Genomic DNA, 21,436 nt, shown 5'->3' with positions numbered 1-21,436 from the left:
TAGCACCGGCCGCAGGCCGGACCGACTGCACCGTTGGTCGAGTAGCACCGGCCGCAGGCCGGAGCGTATCGAGACCTACCTCGTATAGTTCGGCGCCTCGACGACGAACTGCACGTCGTGCGGGTGCGACTCCTTGAGGCCGGCCGGCGTGATGCGCACGAAGCGCCCCTTGGTCTTGAGCTCGGCGACGGTGCGTGCACCGACGTAGAACATCGACTGGCGGAGACCGCCGACGAGCTGGTAGGCGACCGCCGACACCGGGCCGCGGTACGGCACCTGGCCCTCGATGCCCTCGGGGATCAGCTTGTCGTCGCTCGGGACATCCGCCTGGAAGTAGCGGTCCTTCGAGTACGACGTCTTCTTGCCGCGCGTCTGCAGGGCGCCGAGCGAGCCCATGCCGCGGTACGTCTTGTACTGCTTGCCGTTCTGGAAGACGAGGTCGCCCGGGCTCTCGGCGGTGCCCGCGAGGAGCGAGCCGAGCATGACCGTGTCGGCGCCCGCGACGAGCGCCTTGGCGATGTCGCCCGAGTACTGCAGGCCGCCGTCCGCGATGAGCGGCACGCCCGCCGGCTTCGTCGCCTTCGAGGCCTCGTACACCGCGGTGATCTGCGGAACGCCGACCCCCGCGACGACGCGGGTGGTGCAGATCGAGCCCGGACCGACGCCGACCTTGACGGCGTCGGCGCCCGCGTCGACGAGCGCCTTCGCACCCTCGTACGTGGCGACGTTGCCGCCGATCACGTCGATGTGGGCGAAGGTCGGGTCGGACTTCAGCCGACGGATGATGTCGAGCACGCCCGCCGACTCGCCGTTCGCGGTGTCGACCACGAGCACGTCGACGCCCGCGTCGCGGAGGGCCTCCGCGCGCTCCCAGGCGTCGCCGAAGAAGCCCATCGCCGCGCCCACGCGCAGGCGGCCCTCGGCGTCCTTCGTCGCATTCGGGTACTGCTCGGACTTGTCGAAGTCCTTCACGGTGATCAGGCCGGTGAGGCGCCCCCGGTCGTCGACCAGGGGGAGCTTCTCGACCTTGTGCTGCGCGAAGATCGCGACGGCCTCGTCGGGGTCCATGCCGACGCGCCCCGTGATGAGCGGCGCCTTCGTCATGACGTCGGCGACGCTCGTGGTCGGCTTCTCGAAGTCGGAGACGAAGCGCATGTCGCGGTTCGTGATGATGCCGACCAGCACGCCGTCGGGGTCGACCACGGGCAGGCCCGAGACGCGGTACGTCGCGCACAGCTGGTCGACCTCGGCCACCGTGGCATCCGGCGTCGTCGTCACCGGGTTGGAGACCATGCCGGACTCGCTGCGCTTCACGCGGTCGACCATCTCGGCCTGCTCGGCGATCGAGAGGTTGCGGTGCAGGATCCCGATGCCGCCCTGGCGGGCCATGGCGATCGCCATTCGGGCCTCGGTGACCGTGTCCATCGCGGCGGAGAGGAGCGGGGTCGCGACCGTGATGCGCCGCGTCAGGCGCGAGCTCGTGTCGGCCTCGCTCGGGATCACGTCGGTGTGCCCCGGCAGCAGCAGGACGTCGTCGTACGTCAATCCAGTGAATCCGAACGGATCGGCCTGATCCATGTCGCCCCTTCGTCTCGAGTCGTGCTCGACGGCCCGCGCACCGCGGGTCGCGGGCACGGGCGCATCGTCGCGGTACAGAAGAGTTTAAGCGAGTTTGCGCCGCGGCCATTCCCCGGATAACAATCGAGGGCCGTTTGTGCCCGGCTGCGAAACACCTGGGACATAATCGGCACGTACTGTGACGACGTCGTCGCAGGAAAGGCGAACCCGGTCGACCCCCATACCGGGACCTTTGGAGGTGCAGTGGAATCCACGCAAGCAGTCCGCCCACATTCTCGTGGGAGGTGGCTCATCCTCCTCGGACTCCTACTGTCCGCACTCACTCTGTCCGGCATCGCAGCGTCCCCTGCGATGGCGGACGAAGGGGGTACGGACGGCCAGGCCGAGGAGTTCGAGTACTTCTTCAGCGGGAACGTGAAGTACAACGACGAGCCGCTCGAGGGGGTGTCCATCTCCGTCTCGGGCGGCGGCTTCGAAGCCGAGACCGAGACCGATGAGAACGGCCAGTGGACCCTCGGCGTCCCCGAGAAGGAGGCCTACGAGCTCACCCTCGACGAGGACACCCTGCCAGAGGGCGTGATCGTCGAGGACGGCCAGTCCACGATCGAGGCCGAGTTCGGGCTCACGAACCGGAAGGCCGTGAACTTCTTCCTCGGCGAGGGCCAGCGCGTCACGACGGACTACGGCGCCCAGGTGCTCATCCGCGTCGTGAACGGCCTGAACTTCGGCCTGCTCCTGGCGCTCGCCGCCATCGGCCTGTCACTGATCTTCGGCACGACCGGACTCTCGAACTTCGCCCACGCCGAGATGATCACGTTCGGTGCGTTGATGATGCTGACCTTCAGCACCACGCTGGCGTTCCCCGTGTGGCTGGCCATCATCATCGCGATCGCGCTCTCCGGCGGCCTGGGCTGGGCCCTCGACGCCGGACTGTGGAAGCCGCTGCGGAAGCGCGGCGTGGCCCTGATCCCGCTGATGATCGTCAGCATCGGCCTGTCGCTCGCGCTGCGCTACACGTTCCAGTTCTTCTACGGCGGAGGGACGAGGCAGCTCCCCGGTGCGACGATCCCCAGCGAGATCCGCCTCGGGCCGATCCTGCTGTCGTGGATCGACGTGGTGAGCATGGCGACCTCGGTCGTCGTGCTCCTCGCGGTGGCCTTCTTCCTCCTCCGGACGAGGATCGGCAAGGCGACGCGCGCCGTCTCCGACAACGCCCCGCTCGCCGCGGCCAGCGGCATCGACGTCGACCGCGTCATCCGCATCGTGTGGATCCTGGGCGGCGCCCTCGCGGGCCTCGCCGGCATCCTGTGGGCCTACTTCCGTCCGGGCGTCAGCTGGGACATGGGCTTCCAGATCCTGCTGCTGGTCTTCGCCGCGGTCACCCTCGGCGGTCTCGGCACGGCCTTCGGCGCGCTCGTCGGTTCGCTCATCGTGGGTCTCTTCATCGAGGTCTCCACGCTCTGGCTGCCGAGCGACATGAAGTACGTCGGCGCGCTGCTGGTGCTGATCCTCGTGCTGCTGTTCCGACCTCAGGGCATCCTGGGTCGGCGAGAGAGAATCGGGTAAGGAACGACCATGATCGACTTTCTTGCAATCCTGGGCAACGCGGCGCAGCAGCTGATCAGCCCGACCACGGCGGCATACGCCCTCGCGGCGCTCGGCCTCGCGATCCACTTCGGGTACACCGGCCTGCTGAACTTCGGCCAGGCGGGCTTCATGGCCCTCGGTGCCTACGGGTTCGCGATCTCGACGCTCAGCTTCGGCTTCCCGGTGTGGGCATCGGTGCTGGTCGGCATCGCCGCATCGATCGTGTTCGCCCTGATCCTGGGCATCCCGACGCTGCGCCTGCGGGCCGACTACCTGGCCATCGTGACGATCGCCGCCGCGGAGATCCTGCGGCTGATCTTCACGACGAACACGTTCGACGAGGTGACCGGCTCGGCGAGCGGCCTCCAGGGGTACAAGGGCGGCATCGCCGCGCTGAACCCGATCCCGGACGGCACGTACGGCTTCGGACCCTTCACCTACAACGCCTACGACTGGTGGATCCGCATCCTCGGATGGACCGTCGTCATCCTCGCCGCGATCTTCACGTGGCTCCTGATGCGCAGCCCGTGGGGCCGCGTCATCAAGGGCATCCGCGAGGACGAGGACGCCGTGCGCGCCCTCGGCAAGAACGTGTACTCGTACAAGATGCAGAGCCTGATCCTGGGCGGCGTCTTCGGCACCCTCGCGGGCATGATCTTCATCCTGCCCCGCGCGGTCGTTCCGGCGAACTACCAGACGTCGCTCACGTTCTTCATCTACGCGATCCTGCTGCTCGGCGGCGCCGCGACGATCCTCGGCCCGATCGTGGGCGCGATGATCTTCTGGGTGCTGCTCTCGTTCTTCTCGGGCTTCGTGTCCCGAGCGGTCGAGGCGGGCTGGTTCCCGTTCATGTCGCCGGTGCAGGCCGGTCAGCTGACGTTCATCCTCGTCGGCGTCGGCATCATGCTCCTCGTGGTGTTCAGGCCACAGGGCATCTTCGGAAACAAGAAGGAGTTGGCCTTTGTCCGATAACGTCGCTCCCGCCTCGAAGCCGGTCAAGACGACCGGCCTCCACATCGGCGACCCGGCGCCCGGCGTCAAGAAGGTCGATCCGATCATCATCGCCGACGGCGTCAAGCGCACGTTCGGCGGCCTCACCGCCGTCGACGTCGCACACGTCGAGATCCCCCGGGGCGCCATCACGGCGCTCATCGGCCCGAACGGTGCCGGCAAGACCACGTTCTTCAACCTGCTCACCGGCTTCGACAAGCCGGACGAGGGCAAGTGGGAGTTCGACGGCCGCTCGCTGGCGCACGTCCCGGCGTACCGGGTCGCCCGGATGGGTCTCATCCGGACGTTCCAGCTCACGAAGGCGCTCGGCCTGCTCACCGTGCTCGACAACATGAAGCTCGGCGCGAAGCAGCAGACCGGGGAGAACCTCTTCCGATCGGTCCTCCCGTTCCTCTGGCGCAAGCAGGAGGAGGAGATCGAGGAGAAGGCCAAGGAGATCCTCACCCGCTTCAAGCTCGACGCGAAGCAGGAGGACTACGCCGCAAGCCTCTCGGGCGGACAGCGCAAGCTGCTCGAGATGGCCCGCGCCCTCATGAGCGACCCGACACTGGTGATGCTCGACGAGCCGATGGCCGGCGTGAACCCCGCGCTCACGCAGTCGTTGCTCGACCACATCCTCGACCTCAAGTCGCAGGGCATGACAGTGCTGTTCGTCGAGCACGACATGCACATGGTCCGCCACATCGCCGACTGGGTGATCGTGATGGCCGAGGGCAAGATCGTCGCCGAGGGCGACCCGCACGAGGTCATGCAGGATCCGGCCGTGATCGACGCCTACCTCGGCGCCCACCACGACACCGACCTCGGCGACAGCGACGACGAGCACGTGACCGCCATGAAGGAGCTCATCGATGACGAACAGTGAACCCACGGCCGGCGCCGAGACGGCGGCCGGCGCGGCGACGGTGGACACGCGCGACATGGTCGTCGAGGTCCGGGACGTCACGGCGGGGTACCTCCCCGGCGTGAACATCCTCAACGGGTGCTCGCTGACGGCCCGCGATGGCGAGCTGATCGGCATCATCGGTCCGAACGGCGCCGGCAAGTCGACGCTGCTGAAGTCGATCTTCGGCTTGGTCAAGGTCCGTGAAGGCGGGATCTTCCTCCAGGGCGAGGAGATCACGAACCTCAAGGCGAACAAGCTCGTGTCGAAGGGAGTCGGCTTCGTCCCGCAGACGAACAACGTCTTCCCGTCGCTCACGATCCAGGAGAACCTCGAGATGGGCATCTTCCAGAAGCCCAAGGATCTCAAGCATCGCCTCGAGTTCGTCGTCGACATCTTCCCCGAACTGGGCAAGCGCCTCGCGCAGCGCGCCGGCTCGCTCTCCGGTGGAGAGCGCCAGATGGTGGCGATGTCGCGTGCGCTCATGATGGGGCCGCACGTGCTGCTGCTCGACGAGCCGAGCGCCGGCCTCTCGCCCGTCCGACAGGACGAGGCCTTCCTCAGGGTCAAGGAGATCAACCGCGCGGGCGTGACGACCATCATGGTCGAGCAGAACGCCCGTCGCTGCCTCCAGATCTGCGACCGCGGCTACGTCCTCGACCAGGGCCGCGACGCGTACGAGGGACCGGGCCGCGAACTCCTGAACGACCCGAAGGTCATCGGCCTCTACCTGGGCACGCTCGGCCAGGAGTAGCTCCACCGCTCCACGCGCCCGAAGGGGGCGGATGCCACGGCATCCGCCCCCTTAGTCGTGCCGGTCTCCCACCGCGCTCCGGGTTCACCACCCGCCACGGCAGGCCGACCCGTGACCGAGCACCCGAGGTCCGGACCGAGCGCGGCGACGGTCGTCGACGACGGGCTTCCGATGGTGGCGGCGGCGGTGCACGCCCACGTCGCGCCGGCGGACGCCGGCGGCGTCTCGGTGTCCGGCGGCGTCGTCGATGAGGCGTCGACCAGGTGCTCGTCGCCGACGACGGATCCGTCGGCGCGGAGCCCACTCACCCGGCTCGATGGTCGATGCAGGGCGGGGCTCGCGAACCGCGACGCCGCGGGAGTGGGCGCGCACGATCCCGGTGGACCGCACCTGTTCGCGGGAGCTCCCGCGTCTCAGTGCAGACTCCGAGAGGCATCACGGGAGTGAGCGGGTCAGAGCGCTCGCGATTCCGGAGGCCAGCTATGCACCGCAGCGTCGGCCCGCGCTCCTCGTCTTGCCGGGCATGCGAAAGGGCCCCGGCCGAAGCCGGGGCCCTTCGCTGCGTCAGCGGATCAGGATCAGCCGATGCGCGTGTAGGTGTTGTCGTCGGCGTACTCGTAGATGCCGATGGTGGCCTCGGTCGGGTCACCGTTCTCGTCGAGGGTGATCGGACCCGACGCACCGTCGAAGTCGACCTGCGAGCCCTCGGCGAGCAGCGCCGCAGCGTCGGCGAACGTGGTCACGACCTCGCCGTCACCGGAACCGCCGGACACCTGCTGGAGGTAGGCGCCGATGTCCTCGCCGGCCGTGCTGTTCGCGGCGTAGGCCGCGAGCGCGATCAGCATGAGGGCGTCGTACGACTCCGGGCCGTAGCTGAAGCTGTCGAGGTCGGGGTCGACGCCGAGCAGTCGGTCTTCGAAGTCCGCCTCGAGCTCCGGGCCGGGCAGCGTGCCCTTCGCACCGGTGACCAGGCCGGGGGCGAAGTCCGCGCTGTAGTCGGCGAGGTTGCCGTCGACGAAGTACAGCTGGTCGCCCGGGTAGCCCGCGCCGACGAGGGCCGGCACGACGACCTTGGCCTCGTCGAACGTGATGACCGCGACGGCGTCGGGGTTCGCGGCGTTGATCGCCGAGAGCTGCGCGTCGAAGTTCGAGTCACCCGTGTTGAAGAGCTCCTCGGCCACGACCTCGCCGCCGGCGGCCTCGAAGGCCTCCTTGGTGGCGCCGGCGAGACCGGTGCCGTACGGGTCGTTGAGGACCAGGAGGCCGAGCGTCGAGGCGCCGTCCTCCGCGATCAGGTTGCCGAGGACCTCGCCCTGGAGGAGGTCGGACGGCGCGGTGCGGAAGTAGAGGCCGTTGTCGTCGTAGTCCGTGAAGTCGGGCGACGTGTTGGCCGGCGAGAAGTGGACCACACCGGCCGACGTGATCTGGTCGATGACCGTGAACGACACGCCCGACGAGGCCGCACCGATGATGGCCGAGACGTCCTGCGAGAGGAGGTCGGTCACCGAGACGGTCGCGATGTCGGTCGTGGTGTCGCCGGAGTCGCGGTAGACGACCTCGACCTGGATGCCGGCGTCGGCCTCGTTGATCTCCTCTGCGGCGAGCGCGACACCTGCCTCCTCGGGCGGTCCGAGGAAGGCGAGAGTGCCGGACTGCGGCAGGATCGTGCCGACCTTCAGGGTGAGGTCGCGCTCACCCGCCTCGATGGGCAGGGCGTCGCCGGTGTCGGCCGGCTCCTCGGACTCTTCCGGGGTGGTGCCGCCCGTGCTGCACGCGGTGAGGAGGAGGGCGGAAACGCCAGCAATGGCGATGCCCGTCCAAGCCGCGCGAGCCGAGCGCGAGCCGGTGGCCCTCGCGAATACGCTCATGATGCTCCTTGGGACTGAAGGATCGGTACACAAACAGCGTCTGTCGACGCCGATGTATCGACCGTATTGCCCGCCCAGATGGGAAACAAGATTGCCTCGATCACAACCCGGTAACGCACACGGAATCGTTATCTCGACGTCACCGGGACGCGATTCTCCGCAGGATTCGGGCGATTCCACCACGAAATCGCGCACGCGAGGATGGTTCCGCCGCGGGCGATCCAGCCCCACTACGGGGGGCCTGTCGGTGCTCAGACCGGCTCGAGGGCGGCAGCCCGACGAGCCGCTCGGGCTCCGCGCAGGAGGTCGAACGTGAGCACGACGAGCGCGAGCCAGACGAGGCCGAATCCGGCCCATCGCTCGGGGGGCATCGGCTCGCCGAGCACGACGACGCCGACCAGGAACTGGATGAACGGGGCGAAGTACTGGATGAACCCCATGTAGATGAGCGGGAGCCGCCGCGACGCGGCGGCGAACAGGAGGAGCGGGATCGCGGTGACCGCGCCGGCGGACAGCAGCAGCACGGTGTGCCACGCACCCGCGGTGCCGATGGTGAGCCCGGTCGTCGACGCGACGACGACGAGGAGGATCGCCGCGACCGGTGCGAGCCACGCGGTCTCCAGCGTGAGGCCCGACACCGCGTCGACGCGGTGGCCGACGCGCTTCTTGATGAGGCCGTAGAAACCGAAGCTGAACGCCAGCACGAGCGCGATCCACGGCATCTGGCCGTAGCCGACGGCGAGCACCACCACGGCGACGATCGAGATCCCGACGGCGGTCCACTGCACGGCGTTCAGCCGCTCGCGGAGCACGATCACCCCGAGGAAGACGGTCACGATCGGGTTGATGAAGTAGCCGAGCGCCGCCTCCACCACCTGCCCGCTGAGCGTGGCGAACACGTACGTGAGCCAGTTCGCGAAGATCAGCACGCCGGCCAGGCCCATCGTGAGCACCACGCGCCGATCACGCAGGAGCGCCCGGAAGGCGCGCCAGGTTCGCGTGACGGCGATCAGGATGGCGCAGAAGACGAGCGAGAGGAGGATTCGCATCGCCACGATCTCGATCGGCCCGCTCGGCGCGAGCGCGATGAAGTAGACCGGGAGGAAGCCCCAGAGCCCGTAGGCGGAGATCGCGTAGGCGAGACCCGCGCGGCTCACGCCGTCGGGCCGGACACGCGCGGGCGCGTCGGTGGACGGAGCGGATGACACCGTGCCAGCCTACGCGCGACCGCCGATGCGGCGGCGCCCGTCGACTGCCGTCCGACGTCGAGATCCCGCCGCCCGCCGACTCGCGCCGCCCGACCGCCGGAGACGACGACGCGGCCCGGATGCCAGTGGCATCCGGGCCGCGGGAAGTCGGAGTCGACTAGCGGACGACGACCGCGAGCACGTCGCGGGCCGACAGCACGAGGAAGTCCTCGCCGCCGAACTTCACCTCGGTGCCGCCGTACTTGGAGTAGATCACCTTGTCGCCGACGGCCACGTCGAGCGGGACGCGGTTGCCGTTGTCGTCGATCCGGCCCGGGCCGACCGCCACGACCTCGCCCTCCTGGGGCTTCTCCTTGGCGGTGTCGGGGATGACCAGCCCGGAGGCGGTGGTCTGCTCGGCCTCGACCTGCTTGATGACGATGCGATCCTCGAGCGGCTTGATGGAAACCGACACGGTTGACCTCTTTCTTGACGAAGACTGGGGTTAGCAGCCTCTGAGTGAGAGTGCTAAACCGAGTCTATGGCGGTTCTGGCACTCGTGCAACGTGAGTGCCAGCGGATGCCGCGGTGCTAGCGTGTCGGCGTGGAACGCGACGAGCTGGTGCGGCTGCTCTCTGCCGAGGGCCTCGCGCTGCTCGACTCGCTGCCGCCGTACTCGTCGAAGGCCGATGTGGTGAAGACGGTCGCCGATCTCCGCAAGCGGGGCCTCGATCCCGGCCTCGTCGCGGCGGTCCTCAGCCAGTCGCGTCTCAGGTCCAAGGCGCGCGCGAAGTTCGGCGAGTTCGCCGACCGCATGCTCTTCACCGAGCCCGGACTCGAGCAGGCGACCCGCCTCCGCGTCGCCGCCCTGCACGCCGGTCGATTCGCGCGCACTGGCCTGCGTCACGTCGCCGACCTCGGCTGCGGCATCGGCGGCGACGCGCTCGCCATGGCCGCGGTCGACCTCGAGGTGACGGCCGCCGAGGCCGACGAGATCACCGCGGCGGTCGCCGCCTTCAACCTCACGCCGTTCCCGAAGGTGCGCGTGCTCCATGCCCGTGCGGAGGACGTCGCGCTCGGCGGCATCGATGCCGCCTGGCTCGACCCGGCCCGACGGACGACCACCGGCGGCACGACGACGAGGCTCGCGGATGCCGCGGACTACTCCCCCGCGCTCGACTTCGTGTTCGGCCTCGCCGAGCGGATGCCGGTCGGCGTGAAGCTCGGTCCCGGCACGGATCGCGACGTCGTCCCCGACGACGCCGAGGCGCAGTGGGTGTCGGTCGACGGCGACGTCGTCGAGCTCGCCGTCTGGACCGGGGTCCTGGCGAGATCGGGCATCGGCCGAGCGGCGCTGGTGATCCGCGGCGACCGCGCGCAGGAACTCGTCGCACCGGCCGACAGCGAGGACGCCCCGGTCGGCCCGCTGGGCGACTACCTCTACGAACCCGACGGAGCAGTGATCCGCGCCCGACTCATCGGCGACCTCGCGCGATCGATGGGTGCGTGGATGCTGAGCGAGGGCATCGCCTACCTCACGGGCGACCGCGAGGTCGACACGCCGTTCGCGACGGGCTTCCGGGTGATCGAACGCCTCCCCGCCGACGAGCGCAGCCTGCGGCGCGCCCTCCATGAGCGAGGTGTCGGCACGCTCGAGATCAAGAAACGCGGCGTGGACGTCGATCCGGCGGCGCTCCGCACCCGGTTGAAGCTCAAGGGTGACGTCTCGGCGACCGTCGTGCTCACTCGCGAGGAGGGGCGCCACGTCGCGATCCTCGTCGAACGGCTCTGATCGCGCGAACGGGCAGCCGAAGCCGGGCGGGCGAAAGCGACCGACGTGCGGGCGGGCGTGCGAGACCGACGTGCGGCGCTCAGGCGGTCGGAAGCGCGCCGAACACGATGGCGTAGTACCCGAGCCAAACGCCGGAGAACACCAGGCCGGCCACACCGGTCCCGATGCCGATGAACGCGAGGATCCGTCCGTGCTCCTCGCGGCGCAACCCGAGCACGCCGAACACGATCGCCGCGACCGACAGCGGGAACATCCAACCGACGAACAACGACGCGACGGCGCCGATCGAGCCGATGACCGCACCGACCCGGCTGTAGACGCGGCGCTGCTCGTCCTCCTCCTCGTAGTCGACCTCGAGCTGCTCGGGCTGCGGCCGGCCGACCGCGAGCAGCTGGCCGGTCGGGAGCCCGTGCAGCGCACCGGTGTCGTACGGGACGTCGAACTCTCGAGGCGGAGCGGGCGACGGCGCAGGAGACGCAGGTGGAGGAGGCGTCTGCCGAGCAGGCGTCGGCGGAACGGCCGGCTCGGCCGGAGGTGAGGCCGGCGCTCGCGGCTCCGGCGACTCGCCCGCGGGCTCGCCCGATGCCGGCATCCGCTCGTCGCCCACGCCCGTCGCCTCAGTATCCGTAGCCGTATCCGGACCCGATCGAGAACAGCATGCCCCAGAGGAGGAACGAGAGGAGGGCGATGCCGATGCCGATGAAGCCGAGGATGAGCCCCGTCAGCCACATGCCCTTCGCGGCGGGTTCCTTGCTCCGGCCGAGGAACCCCAGCACGATCGCGGCGGCAGGGACGAAGAGTTGGAGCACTCCGCCGACGAACGGGATGAAGACGACCGGCGAACCGATGACGCCGATCACGCCGGCGATGAGCGAGATCAGGCTGAGCACGGGCGTCGGCCTCGCCGGCGCGGGCGCGGAACCGGGCGCAGCGTACCCACCGTAACCCCCGGCCGGCGACACCGGGACGCCACCGCCGGCACCGCTCGTCGGGGTGCCGAACGGCCCTCCGACGGTGGGCGCCGCCGCGGACGAGGGGCCGTAGGGCGTGGCCGGCGGTGCGGGCGCCGAGGGCGGCGCGACCGGCGGCTCCGGAGGAGCGGGCGGCGCCGGAGGCACGGGCGCACCCGGCACCTCGGGCTCACCCGGAGGCGCAGGGGTCACGGGAGGCTCGGGAGCGGCCGGTGGAACCGGCGACGGCTCCGCCGGCACGGCCGGCTCGACCGGCACGGCCGGCACGGCCGGCTCGACCGGCACGGCCGGCTCGACCGGCTCCGCCGGCACGGCGGGCTCGGCAGGCTCCACCGGGACCGCCGGTTCCGTCGGCGTCGGCGGTGCCGGCTCCGAGGGCTTCTCCGGGTTGGTGGGATCGCTCATGCCGAGCCCCTTCCGTGCTGCGGGTGGATCGATCAGTAGGTGGTGACGGATCCGCTGCTGATCGCGGCGCCGATGATCGCGAACCAGACGATCGCGAAGATGATGCCGAGGACGAGCCCGACGTAGCCGATGATGAGGCCGGCGATCGCGAGGCCACGACCCTGCTCGCCGGTCTTCTTGATCTGGCTCAGCGCGATGTGGCCGGTGATGATGCCGACGAGCGAGATGAAGAACGACGACACCAGCGAGACGATCGCGAGGACGTTGGTCTTCTGCGCCGGCGGTGCCGAGTACGACGGGGGCGCGCCGTAGGAGGGCGCGGGCTGGGCCGGCGGAGCGGGGGGCGGCGGCGGGACGTTCGACGCGTTCGGGTCGGGCGTGTTGGGGTCGGTCATGATGCGGTTTCCTCTCGTGCAAGCGCGGACCCGGCCATGCTGGCAGCGTCGCCGGGTGCTGTCAACGCTCGCGGCGCGGGTCGTCTCACCCGCGATCGCGGGGTTCTTCGCTCACCATAGCGGTCACCGCGACTCACGTGCGTGGGCACAAGTGCCCATGGCGATCCCGACTCGGATCAGCTCTGGATGTCGGTGACCGGCAGCGTCGAATCGGCGCCGAACTCCAGCGTCGAGGGTTCGTGCCCGGCCATGATGAGGCGCGCGCCGAGCGCGGCGATCATGGCGCCGTTGTCGGTGCAGAGCGACAGCGGCGGGATGCGCAGGGCGATGCCCGCGGCATCCGCCCTGGCCTCGGCGACCTCGCGCAGCCGCCGGTTCGCTACGACCCCGCCCCCGAGCAGCAGGCGGGGCACGCCGAGGTCGGTGCACGCGGCGATCGCCTTCGACACGAGCACGTCGACGACGGCCTCGCGGAAGCTCGCGGCGACGTCGGCGAGCGGCACGGGCTCGCCCGCCGCCTCGCGCTGCTCGACCCAGCGCGCGACCGCGGTCTTGAGGCCCGAGAACGAGAAGTCGTAGCGGTGGCGGTCGAGGTCCTTCGGCCGCGTGAGCCCGCGCGGGAACCGGATGGCGTCGGGGTCGCCGCCGACGGCCGCGCGGTCGATCTCGGGCCCGCCGGGATAGGGCAGCCCGAGCAGCCGTGCGACCTTGTCGAACGCCTCCCCCGCCGCGTCGTCGATGGTCTCGCCGAGCAGCTCGACGTCGGAGTCGAGGTCGCGCACGAGCAGGAGCGACGTGTGCCCGCCCGAGACGAGCAGGGCGACGCTCGGGGTCTCGAGCGGCCGGTCGCCGATGAGGTCGGCGCCGACGTGCCCGACCAGGTGGTTGACGGCGTACACGGGCTTCTCGAGCGAGAGCGCGAGCGCCTTGCCCGCGCCGACGCCGACCATGAGCGCGCCCGCGAGGCCCGGCCCGTTGGTGACGGCGATCGCGTCGAGGTCGGCGAGGTCGACGGATGCCTCGTCGAGCGCCGCGCGGATCGTCGGCCCGAGCGCTTCGAGGTGCGCCCTCGCGGCGACCTCGGGGACGACGCCGCCGTATCGGGCATGCTCGTCCATCGAGGAGGCGATGGCGTTCGCCAGGAGCTCGGTTCCGCGGACGATGCCGATCCCGGTCTCGTCGCACGAGGTCTCGATGCCGAGCACGAGCGGCGCGTCGCGGTTCACTGCGGTCCTCCTGCCGAGGTGGCGGCGCCGTCGGTCGTCGACCCGCGGGTCGGCGCGTCGACGTCGATCGGGACCCCGCCGACGCGGGCTGCCGGACGCGTCACGGCCGGCGGCACGTCGAGCCGCATGGCGACGGCATCGACCCCGTCGGGCTGGTAGTACCCGCGTCGCACGCCGATCTCGACGAAGCCGAGCGATGCGTAGAGGCCCCTGGCGACGGGATTGTCGGCGCGCACCTCGAGGAAGACCTCGGCCGCGCCGCGCCGCCGCGCCTCGTCGATGAGCGCGTGCATGAGGGCCCGCCCCAGCCCGGCCCCGCGATGCGCGGCGTCGACCGCGATGGTCTGGATGTCGCCCTGCCCCGACCCGCGCGGCGCGAGGAGTCCCGCGTACGCCACGGGCTCGTCGGGCCGGGCGTCGTCGATCGCGACCAGGTAGTACGCGTGCACCGACTCGAGCTCGCTGCGCATGGCGGACTCCGGCCATGCGTCGGTCGCGAACGTGGCCCGCTCGAGCCGCATGATCGCATCGAAGTCGGCGAGCGCGGCCCGGCGCAGCATCAGGCTCATCGCAGCACTCGCTTGCCCGCCGACGGCGTCACGTCGGGTGCGCGGAGGTAGAGCGCGTCGTCGCCGGCGATGGGGAGCCGCCCCGCCGCGACCGCGAGTTCGGCGACCGTCCCGAGCGAACCGGCCGAGACGGTGTCGGCGTCGAGGCGGATGCCGCGGGGCGCGGGCACCGCGTCCCGCGGCTCGAGTCGCGGCGCGGCGAACCGGACGGGCAGCCCATCGGCGTCGAGCCCGTCGTAGTCGGTGACCGCCGACTCGCGCCGCCGGGCGTCGGTGACGACCTGCAGCGCTCCGGTGCCGCCTGCCGCATACCACGCGTGCGCGATCGCGTCGTGGCTGACGACGGGCACGACGGGGCGCCCGATGCCGAGCGCGAAGGCGCGCGCCGCCGCGATGCCGACGCGCAGGCCGGTGAACGGCCCCGGACCCATCCCCGCGGCGACCCCGGACAGGTCGGCCGGGCGGACGCCGGCGCGCCCCAGCACGTCGCGGATGCCGTCGCCGATCAGCTCGGCATGGCGCATGGTGTCGTTCGTGCCGGTCTCGGCGAGGATCCCGCCGTCGAGGTCGACCACGGCGACGCTCGTCCCGGTGGACGTGTCGATCGCGAGGAGCATGGCACCAAGCCTAGATGCGCGCTGCCGGGCGTCGGCCGGGAACGGGCCGGGCGCGCGTTCAGCCCTCGAGCCGGGCCTGGACGGCGAACGGCGTGCCGGCCCAGCGCGGACCGTGGCCGAGCAGCTCGACGGTGCGAGGTTCGTCCTCGTCGAGCTCGGCGTCGTGGTCGTCGCTAGGCTCACTGCCATCCGCGTCGGCGCCGCCCTCATGCCCGCGACGTCGCGCGATGACCACCTCGAGCCACGATTCGCTGACGTCGTCGAGCAGCCCGGCGCCCCACTCCACCACGACCACGGAGTGCGCGAAGTCGAGGTCGAGGTCCTCGAGCTCGGCGGCGCTGCCGAGGCGGTACGCGTCGACGTGCACGAGGGGTGCGCCGCCGACGAGGCTCGGATGCGTCCGGGCGAGCACGAACGTCGGGCTCTGCACGGGACCGCGTACCCCGAGCCCCTCGCCGATCCCGCGCGTGAGCGTCGTCTTGCCCGCGCCGAGCGGACCCGTGAGCACGACGAGGTCGCCCGCGCGGAACGCGCGGCCCAGTTCGTGGCCGAGCGCCTCCATGGCCTCGGTGTCGGGGATCGTCCGGCGCATCACGCGCCCCCGACGTGGGTGCGCGGAACGCGCGGCCCGATGCGGGTCACGATCTCGTAGCCGATCGTGTCGGCCGCGTCCCCCCAGTCGTCGGCCGACGGCGCGCCGGCCGCGGGGTCGCCGAAGAGCACGACCTCGTCGCCGACGGCGACCTCGGCCTCGCCCACGTCGACGAGGAACTGGTCCATCGCGATCCGCCCCGCGATGCGGTGGCGCGTGCCGTGGATCGCGACCTCGGCCCGGCCGGAGGCCTGGCGCGGCACCCCGTCGGCGTAGCCGAGCGGGACGAGCGCGAGGGTGGTGCGATGCGACGCGCGCCAGGTGTGGCCGTAGGACGCACCCGTGCCGGGCTCGACGCGTCGCACGGCGGCGACTCGGCCGCGCAGGGTCATCACGGGCGTCAGGCCGAGCTCAGCGGCGGTGGTGCCGTCGCCGAACGGCGGCACGCCGTACAGGCCGATGCCGATGCGCACCAGGTCGAGGCGCGCCTCGGGCATGCGCAGCGCCGCCGCGGTCGAGGCGATGTGGCGGATCTCGGGCGTCAGCCCCGCCCGTTCGGCCGTGGCGACCCCGTCGAGGAAGGCCGCGAGCTGCGCGGCGTCCTCGTCGGGCGAGGTGTTCGCGAGATGGCTGAAGAGCCCGCGCACGCGAACCCGGCCGTCCGCCTCGAGCGCGGCGGCCCGCGTCACCACGTCCTCCCAGTCGGCGGGCAGCACGCCGTTCCGGCTCAGCCCGGTGTCGAGCTTGAGGTGCACGTTCGCGATGCGACCGGCGGATGCCGCGGCATCCGCCATGGCCTCGAGCTGGGCGAGCGACGAGGCGCCGAGGTCGATGTCGTGGGCGATCGCGGCGTCGAACCGGGCGGCGGGATCGTGCAGCCAGGCGAGGACCGGGGCCTCGATCCCCGCGTCGCGCAGGGCGAGCGCCTCGTCGAGGTCGGCGACCCCGAGGCGATCGGCGCCCCCGGCGAGTGCGGCGCGAGCGACCGCGACCGCGCCGTGGCCGTACCCGTCGGCCTTCACGACGGCCATCACGCCGGCCGGAGCGACCGCGCGGGCGATCGTCGTGACGTTCTCGCGCACGGCGTCGAGGTCGATGAGCGCCTCGCGGAACGGGGAGCGGACGTGGCGGGGGTTCACTCGGCCTCCTCGGCGGGGTTCGGGGCGGCGAGCGCCTCGCGGGAGGTCGCGGCGGGTCCGACCCCGCGCTCGAGCACGACGAACGCGCTCGCGATGCCCGCGTCGTGGCTCATCGAGAGGTGCACCCGGTCGATGCCGAGCTCGGCGACGTGGGCTGAGAGCGCGCCCGAGAGCGCGAAGTCGGGGTTACCGTCGGCGTCCTGCACGATGCGCATGTCGTGCCACCGGATCACGGCGTGACCGCCGAGGGCCTTGATCAGGGCCTCCTTCGCGGCGAACCGGGCGGCGAGCGAGCGCGCGGGCCGGTCGCGTTCGCTCTCAGCGAACAGGCGATCGCGCAGCGCGGGCGTCCGCTCGAGAGAGCGCGCGAAGCGCGCGATGTCGACCACGTCGATGCCGATGCCCGCGATCACTCGTCCCCCTCCGACCTCACGGTTCGAGTCTGCCGCACCGGAGGCGCGGGCGGGCACCGGACCGGCCGGCGGCCGCCCGGGCAGCTCACTCGACCGTGACCGACTTCGCCAGGTTGCGAGGCTGGTCGACGTCGAGGCCCTTGGCCTGCGAGAGCTCCATGGCGAAGATCTGCAGCGGCACGACCGCGAGCAGCGGCTCGAACAGCGGGGCCGCGAGCGGGATCCGGATGACCTCGTCGGCGAACGGCAGCACCGCGGCATCCCCCGCCTCGGCGATCGCGATCACGCGCGCGCCGCGGGCCCGGATCTCCTGGATGTTCGAGACGACCTTCGGGTGGAGGTTCGCCGACCCGCGCGGGCTCGGCACGACCACGAAGACCGGCTGCCCGGGCTCGATCAGCGCGATCGGGCCGTGCTTCAATTCGCCCGCCGCGAAGCCCTCGGCGTGGATGTACGCGAGCTCCTTGAGCTTCAGCGCACCCTCGAGCGCGATCGGGTAGCCGACGTGACGGCCGAGGAAGAGGACCGAGCGCGTGTCGCTCATCCAGTGGGCGAGCTCGCCGACGCGGTCGGCCTGCTCGAGCACCGTCTCGATCTTGCCGGGGATCGCCTGGAGCTCGGCCAGGTGGCCCGCGAGCTCCGCACCGGTCAGCGTGCCGCGCACGCGCGCGAGGTGCAGGCCGAAGAGGTACAGGGCCGTGATCTGGGCCACGAACGCCTTCGTCGACGCGACCGCGACCTCGGGGCCCGCGTGCGTGTAGACGACGGCGTCGGACTCGCGCGGGATCGTCGCGCCCTGGGTGTTGCAGACCGAGATGGTCCGCGCGCCCTGCTCGCGCGCGTACTTCACGGCCATGAGCGTGTCCATGGTCTCGCCCGACTGGCTGATCGACACGACGAGGGTGTGCTCGTCGATCACGGGGTCGCGGTAGCGGAACTCGTGGCTGAGCTCCACCTCGACGGGGACGCGCGCCCACTGCTCGATCGCGTACTTCGCCACCATGCCCGCGTAGGCGGCCGTGCCGCACGCGATGACCGTGATGCGACGGATGTCGCGGAGCTCGTCGTCGCCGAAGCCCTCGAGCTCGGGGATCGTGACCACGCCGTCGACGACGCGGCCGAGGATCGTGTTCGCGACCGCCTCCGGCTGCTCCGAGACCTCCTTGCGCATGAAGGAGGACCAGCCGCCCTTCTCGGCGGCGGACGCGTCCCACGCGACGTCGAAGGGCTCGACCTCGACGGTCTCGCCGTCGAAGTCGGTCACGGTGACGCCGTCGGCGGTGATCGCCACGATCTGGTCCTGGCCGATCGCGACGGCGCGCTTGGTGAACTCGACGAAGGCCGCGACATCCGAACCCAGGAAGTTCTCGCCGTCGCCGAGCCCGATCACGAGCGGCGAGTTGCGACGTGCGCCGACCACGAGGCCCGGCTCGTCGCGGTGCACGGCGAGGAGCGTGAACGCGCCCTCGAGCTGCGCGACCGTGCGGCGGAACGCCTCGCGCAGGTCGCCGGTCTCGCGGTACAGCTCGCCGAGCAGGACGGCGGCGACCTCGGTGTCGGTCTCGGACTCGAACGAGGCGCCGCGGCCGAGGAGCTCCTCCTTCAGTTCGGAGAAGTTCTCGATGATGCCGTTGTGGATGAGCGCGAGCCGGCCCACGTCGCCGAGGTGCGGGTGCGCGTTGCGGTCGGTGGGGCCGCCGTGCGTCGCCCAGCGCGTGTGACCGATGCCGGTGCCGCCGCGGTGCACCGGGTGGCGCTCGAGCTCGTCGGCGAGCACCTGCAGCTTGCCGGCGCGCTTGGCGAACTCGAGTTCGCCCTCGTCGCCGACCACGGCCACGCCGGCCGAGTCGTAGCCGCGATATTCGAGACGGCGGAGACCGCCCATGAGGACGTCGAGGCTGTTGCGCTCTCCGACGTAACCGACGATTCCACACATGGGCTCGATTGTAGCCACGCGCGTCTGTGCGACCGCCGGGTCCCGCCCGCGGCCTCCGGGCGGCCGCGCGGGGCGCCCGAGCGCACCTCCCGCACGGCACTAGACTGTGCCGGTGCCCGATCCGCAGAGCCCGTCGACGCACACGCCGCAGATCTCCCCGTTCGTCGAACTCGACCGCGCCTCATGGGCGGCGCTCGCGCCGTCCATGCCCTCGCCGCTCCGCGAAACCGAGATCGTGCAGCTCCGCGGCCTCGGCGAGCCGCTCGACCCGGCCGAGGTCGCCGAGGTCTACCTGCCGCTCAGCCGGCTCCTGAACCTCTACGTCGGCGGTACCAAGGCGCTGCACGAGGTCACGAGCACCTTCCTCCGCGAGCGCTTCGAGTCGACGCCGTTCGTGATCGGCGTCGCCGGTTCCGTCGCGGTCGGCAAGTCGACGATCGCGCGGCTGCTCCGCGAGCTGCTCGCGCGCTGGGAGCACACCCCGCGGGTCGAGCTCGTGACCACCGACGGCTTCCTCTTCCCCAACGCCGAGCTCGAGCGTCGGGGACTCATGGCCCGCAAGGGCTTCCCCGAGTCCTACGACCGTCGCGCACTGCTCCGGTTCGTGAGCGACGTGAAGGCCGGCGCACCCGAGGTGCGCTCGCCGTTCTACTCGCACCTCGCCTACGACATCGTCCCCGACGCCCAGATCACGGTGCGACGCCCCGACGTCCTCATCATCGAGGGCCTCAACGTCCTGCAACCGCCGGGGCCGGGGCACCGGCTCGCGGTCAGCGACCTCTTCGACTTCACGATCTACGTCGACGCGCGCACGCGCGACATCGCGCGCTGGTACGAGGAGCGGTTCCTGAAGCTCCAGCGCGGCGCGTTCTCGAACCCGCGCTCCTACTTCCACCGCTACGCGAGCCTCACCGAAGACGAGGCGCGGGCCAGGGCGCGCTCGATCTGGCAGTCGATCAACGAGCCGAACCTGCTGCAGAACATCCGCCCGACCCGTTCACGCGCGTCGCTCGTGCTCCGGAAGGACGCCGACCACACGGTCTCGAGCGTGCTGCTGCGCAAGCTCTGAGGCCGGTGGCGGCGGCGCTCGCACGTGCGGCGCCCTCCGAGCGCGGCATGGCGGGGCCGAGACGGATGCCGCGACCGCGCGTCAGCGCGAGAGGCGCTCCCGCACGACGTCGGCGAGCCGGGTGGCGTGCGCGTCGGCGGCGGCCTGGTCGGCCGCCTCGACCATGACGCGGACCATCGGCTCGGTGCCCGACGGACGCAGCAGCACCCGACCGGTGTCGCCGAGCTCGGCCTCGACCTCGCGCACGGCGTCGGCGATGACGCTGTCGTCGGCCAGGCCGTGGTGGTCGACGTCGCGGACGTTGACGAGCACCTGCGGGTACACGGTCATGACCGACGCGAGCTCGGCCAGCGTCCGGCCGGTCCGGGCCATCTCGGCCACGAGGTGGAGCCCGGTGAGCACGCCGTCGCCGGTGGTGGCGAACTCGGTCATGATCACGTGGCCCGACTGCTCGCCGCCGAGCGCGTAGCCGCCGGCCGTGAGCGCCTCGAGCACGTAGCGGTCGCCGACCTTCGTCTCGATGACGCGGATGCCGCGGTCGGCCATCGCGCGCTTGAGCCCCAGGTTCGACATCACCGTCACGACCAGCGTGTCGTCGGTGAGCATGCCGCGCTCGTGCATCGAGACCGCGAGGATCGCCATGATGCGGTCGCCGTCGATGACGTTGCCGTCGGCGTCGACCGCGAGGCAGCGGTCGGCATCGCCGTCGTGCGCGATGCCGATGTCGGCGCCGTGGTCGAGCACCGCCTGCTGGAGGAGTTCGAGGTGCGTGGAGCCGACGCCGTCGTTGATGTTCATGCCGTCGGGGTCGGCGCCGATCACGATCACCTCGGCGCCCGCGTCGCGGAAGGTCTCCGGCGAGACGCCGGCTGCGGCGCCGTGGGCGCAGTCGAGGACGACCGTGAGTCCGTCGAGGCGGTTGGGCAGGGTGCCGAGCAGGTGCACCACGTAGCGGTCCTCGGCGTCGGCGAACCGGCGGATGCGACCGACGCCGTCGCCGGTCGGCGCGAGCTTCTGCTTGCCGAGGTACGACTCGATGCGGTCCTCGACCTGGTCGGGAAGCTTCGTGCCGCCGAACGAGAAGAACTTGATCCCGTTGTCGGGAGCGGGGTTGTGCGACGCCGAGATCATCACGCCGAAGTCGGCGGCGATGCTGTCGATGAGGAACGCGGTCGCGGGCGTCGGGATGACGCCGGCGTCGAGCACGTCGACGCCCGAGCTGGCGAGACCGGCCGAGACGGCGGCGGTCAGGAATTCGCCGGAGACGCGGGGATCGCGCGCGACGATCGCCACCGGCCGACGGCCGGCGGCGCGCAGTTCGTCGGCGTGACGTCCCTGCGTGAGGACGGCCGCAGCCGCCTGGGCGAGGCCCAGGGCCAGGTCAGCCGTGAGTTCACGGTTGGCCAGGCCCCGGACCCCGTCGGTTCCGAAGAGCCGAGGCATC

General features: G+C 71.2%; 22 protein-coding genes. 6 read left to right on the top strand and 16 right to left on the bottom strand.

Annotation, left to right across the window (positions count from 1 at the left end; translation table 11 throughout):
• Positions 1 to 75: 75 nt before the first annotated feature.
• Positions 76 to 1,578, bottom strand: a complete 1,503-nt coding sequence (gene guaB, locus GJ743_RS15635; RefSeq protein ID WP_155052830.1) for an IMP dehydrogenase — start codon at positions 1,576 to 1,578, stop codon at positions 76 to 78.
• A 351-nt stretch (positions 1,579 to 1,929) separates the two neighbouring features.
• Here guaB and GJ743_RS15630 point away from each other — a divergent pair, with 351 nt between their 5' ends.
• The 4 genes from GJ743_RS15630 to GJ743_RS15615 are packed head-to-tail and all read left to right on the top strand — an operon-like array spanning position 1,930 to position 5,813.
• Positions 1,930 to 3,144 (top strand): branched-chain amino acid ABC transporter permease, encoded by a 1,215-nt coding sequence (locus GJ743_RS15630; protein WP_155052829.1) that lies wholly within the window; start codon positions 1,930 to 1,932, stop codon positions 3,142 to 3,144.
• A 12-nt stretch (positions 3,145 to 3,156) separates the two neighbouring features.
• Positions 3,157 to 4,137 carry a branched-chain amino acid ABC transporter permease gene (locus GJ743_RS15625; protein WP_328289263.1) on the top strand — a complete coding sequence of 327 codons (981 nt, stop codon included), beginning with the start codon at positions 3,157 to 3,159 and terminating at the stop codon, positions 4,135 to 4,137.
• The gene (locus GJ743_RS15620; protein ID WP_155052827.1) at positions 4,127 to 5,041 is read left to right on the top strand and encodes an ABC transporter ATP-binding protein; all 915 of its coding nucleotides are present in this window, start codon (positions 4,127 to 4,129) and stop codon (positions 5,039 to 5,041) included. Before GJ743_RS15625 ends, GJ743_RS15620 begins: the two co-directional genes overlap by 11 nt.
• 55 nt (positions 5,042 to 5,096) lie before the next feature.
• Positions 5,097 to 5,813, top strand: coding sequence for an ABC transporter ATP-binding protein (locus GJ743_RS15615; RefSeq protein WP_230386840.1), 717 nt, complete (start codon positions 5,097 to 5,099; stop codon positions 5,811 to 5,813).
• Here GJ743_RS15615 and GJ743_RS15610 read toward each other — a convergent pair.
• From GJ743_RS15610 to groES, 4 genes are all read right to left on the bottom strand, one after another.
• Positions 5,786 to 6,121: a hypothetical protein gene (locus GJ743_RS15610; protein WP_155052825.1), complete on the bottom strand. Its 336-nt coding sequence runs from the start codon at positions 6,119 to 6,121 to the stop codon at positions 5,786 to 5,788. The genes GJ743_RS15615 and GJ743_RS15610 overlap by 28 nt on opposite strands.
• Positions 6,122 to 6,391: 270 nt before the next feature.
• Positions 6,392 to 7,681 (bottom strand): ABC transporter substrate-binding protein, encoded by a 1,290-nt coding sequence (locus tag GJ743_RS15605; protein ID WP_155052824.1) that lies wholly within the window; start codon positions 7,679 to 7,681, stop codon positions 6,392 to 6,394.
• Positions 7,682 to 7,932: 251 nt separating this feature from the next.
• Positions 7,933 to 8,889, bottom strand: a complete 957-nt coding sequence (gene rarD / locus GJ743_RS15600) for an EamA family transporter RarD (protein ID WP_328289261.1) — start codon at positions 8,887 to 8,889, stop codon at positions 7,933 to 7,935.
• Positions 8,890 to 9,046: 157 nt separating this feature from the next.
• On the bottom strand, positions 9,047 to 9,343 hold the full coding sequence (gene groES, locus GJ743_RS15595) for a co-chaperone GroES (RefSeq protein WP_022889766.1): 297 nt from the start codon (positions 9,341 to 9,343) through the stop codon (positions 9,047 to 9,049).
• Positions 9,344 to 9,472: 129 nt separating this feature from the next.
• Here groES and GJ743_RS15590 point away from each other — a divergent pair, with 129 nt between their 5' ends.
• Positions 9,473 to 10,660, top strand: a complete 1,188-nt coding sequence (locus GJ743_RS15590; RefSeq protein ID WP_328289260.1) for a class I SAM-dependent methyltransferase — start codon at positions 9,473 to 9,475, stop codon at positions 10,658 to 10,660.
• Between the two features lie 79 nt (positions 10,661 to 10,739).
• Here the strand turns inward: GJ743_RS15590 and GJ743_RS15585 are convergent, their stop codons facing one another.
• The 10 genes from GJ743_RS15585 to glmS all read right to left on the bottom strand — a co-directional run bounded on the left by GJ743_RS15585 (position 10,740) and on the right by glmS (position 18,923).
• Positions 10,740 to 11,267 carry a DUF4190 domain-containing protein gene (locus GJ743_RS15585; RefSeq protein ID WP_155052823.1) on the bottom strand — a complete coding sequence of 176 codons (528 nt, stop codon included), beginning with the start codon at positions 11,265 to 11,267 and terminating at the stop codon, positions 10,740 to 10,742.
• Positions 11,268 to 11,277: 10 nt separating this feature from the next.
• Positions 11,278 to 12,036, bottom strand: a complete 759-nt coding sequence (locus GJ743_RS15580) for a hypothetical protein (RefSeq protein WP_155052822.1) — start codon at positions 12,034 to 12,036, stop codon at positions 11,278 to 11,280.
• A 32-nt stretch (positions 12,037 to 12,068) separates the two neighbouring features.
• Entirely contained in the window at positions 12,069 to 12,431 is a 363-nt protein-coding gene (locus tag GJ743_RS15575) for a DUF4190 domain-containing protein (RefSeq protein ID WP_155052821.1), read from the bottom strand.
• 176 nt (positions 12,432 to 12,607) lie between these two features.
• On the bottom strand, positions 12,608 to 13,657 hold the full coding sequence (tsaD, locus tag GJ743_RS15570; protein WP_328289259.1) for a tRNA (adenosine(37)-N6)-threonylcarbamoyltransferase complex transferase subunit TsaD: 1,050 nt from the start codon (positions 13,655 to 13,657) through the stop codon (positions 12,608 to 12,610).
• Complete coding sequence (gene rimI, locus GJ743_RS15565) at positions 13,654 to 14,226, bottom strand: ribosomal protein S18-alanine N-acetyltransferase (protein ID WP_155052820.1); 573 nt, start codon at positions 14,224 to 14,226, stop codon at positions 13,654 to 13,656. The genes tsaD and rimI overlap by 4 nt, the downstream gene beginning before the upstream one ends.
• Positions 14,223 to 14,843, bottom strand: a complete 621-nt coding sequence (gene tsaB, locus GJ743_RS15560; protein WP_155052819.1) for a tRNA (adenosine(37)-N6)-threonylcarbamoyltransferase complex dimerization subunit type 1 TsaB — start codon at positions 14,841 to 14,843, stop codon at positions 14,223 to 14,225. The genes rimI and tsaB overlap by 4 nt, the downstream gene beginning before the upstream one ends.
• Before the next feature lie 58 nt (positions 14,844 to 14,901).
• Entirely contained in the window at positions 14,902 to 15,435 is a 534-nt protein-coding gene (gene tsaE, locus GJ743_RS15555) for a tRNA (adenosine(37)-N6)-threonylcarbamoyltransferase complex ATPase subunit type 1 TsaE (protein WP_155052818.1), read from the bottom strand.
• Positions 15,435 to 16,574: an alanine racemase gene (gene alr / locus GJ743_RS15550; RefSeq protein ID WP_328289258.1), complete on the bottom strand. Its 1,140-nt coding sequence runs from the start codon at positions 16,572 to 16,574 to the stop codon at positions 15,435 to 15,437. The genes tsaE and alr overlap by 1 nt, the downstream gene beginning before the upstream one ends.
• Complete coding sequence (locus GJ743_RS15545; protein ID WP_328289257.1) at positions 16,571 to 16,987, bottom strand: holo-ACP synthase; 417 nt, start codon at positions 16,985 to 16,987, stop codon at positions 16,571 to 16,573. The genes alr and GJ743_RS15545 overlap by 4 nt, the downstream gene beginning before the upstream one ends.
• Before the next feature lie 85 nt (positions 16,988 to 17,072).
• Positions 17,073 to 18,923 carry a glutamine--fructose-6-phosphate transaminase (isomerizing) gene (glmS, locus tag GJ743_RS15540; protein WP_155052817.1) on the bottom strand — a complete coding sequence of 617 codons (1,851 nt, stop codon included), beginning with the start codon at positions 18,921 to 18,923 and terminating at the stop codon, positions 17,073 to 17,075.
• Between the two features lie 112 nt (positions 18,924 to 19,035).
• Between glmS and coaA the strand changes: the two genes are divergently transcribed.
• Positions 19,036 to 19,992 (top strand): type I pantothenate kinase, encoded by a 957-nt coding sequence (gene coaA / locus GJ743_RS15535; protein WP_328289256.1) that lies wholly within the window; start codon positions 19,036 to 19,038, stop codon positions 19,990 to 19,992.
• Positions 19,993 to 20,073: 81 nt separating this feature from the next.
• Here coaA and glmM read toward each other — a convergent pair whose 3' ends face one another.
• The gene (gene glmM, locus GJ743_RS15530; protein ID WP_155052816.1) at positions 20,074 to 21,435 is read right to left on the bottom strand and encodes a phosphoglucosamine mutase; all 1,362 of its coding nucleotides are present in this window, start codon (positions 21,433 to 21,435) and stop codon (positions 20,074 to 20,076) included.
• Between the last annotated feature and the right edge of the window lies 1 nt (position 21,436).

The sequence above is a fragment of the Agromyces bracchium genome (assembly GCF_009709675.1).
Lineage (GTDB): Bacteria > Actinomycetota > Actinomycetes > Actinomycetales > Microbacteriaceae > Agromyces > Agromyces bracchium.
This window is presented reverse-complemented; position numbering and strand designations above follow the sequence as displayed.

Bases quoted from the DNA above. Each gene is read 5' to 3' on its own strand.
- guaB (WP_155052830.1), bottom strand. From the start codon at position 1,578: ATGGATCAGGCCGATCCGTTCGGATTCACTGGATTGACGTACGACGAC.
- GJ743_RS15630 (WP_155052829.1), top strand. From the start codon at position 1,930: ATGGCGGACGAAGGGGGTACGGACGGCCAGGCCGAGGAGTTCGAGTAC.
- GJ743_RS15615 (WP_230386840.1), top strand. From the start codon at position 5,097: ATGGTCGTCGAGGTCCGGGACGTCACGGCGGGGTACCTCCCCGGCGTG.
- GJ743_RS15605 (WP_155052824.1), bottom strand. From the start codon at position 7,681: ATGAGCGTATTCGCGAGGGCCACCGGCTCGCGCTCGGCTCGCGCGGCT.
- GJ743_RS15580 (WP_155052822.1), bottom strand. From the start codon at position 12,036: ATGAGCGATCCCACCAACCCGGAGAAGCCCTCGGAGCCGGCACCGCCG.
- GJ743_RS15575 (WP_155052821.1), bottom strand. From the start codon at position 12,431: ATGACCGACCCCAACACGCCCGACCCGAACGCGTCGAACGTCCCGCCG.
- rimI (WP_155052820.1), bottom strand. From the start codon at position 14,226: ATGAGCCTGATGCTGCGCCGGGCCGCGCTCGCCGACTTCGATGCGATC.
- tsaB (WP_155052819.1), bottom strand. From the start codon at position 14,843: ATGCTCCTCGCGATCGACACGTCCACCGGGACGAGCGTCGCCGTGGTC.
- tsaE (WP_155052818.1), bottom strand. From the start codon at position 15,435: ATGCGCCGGACGATCCCCGACACCGAGGCCATGGAGGCGCTCGGCCAC.
- glmS (WP_155052817.1), bottom strand. From the start codon at position 18,923: ATGTGTGGAATCGTCGGTTACGTCGGAGAGCGCAACAGCCTCGACGTC.
- glmM (WP_155052816.1), bottom strand. From the start codon at position 21,435: ATGCCTCGGCTCTTCGGAACCGACGGGGTCCGGGGCCTGGCCAACCGT.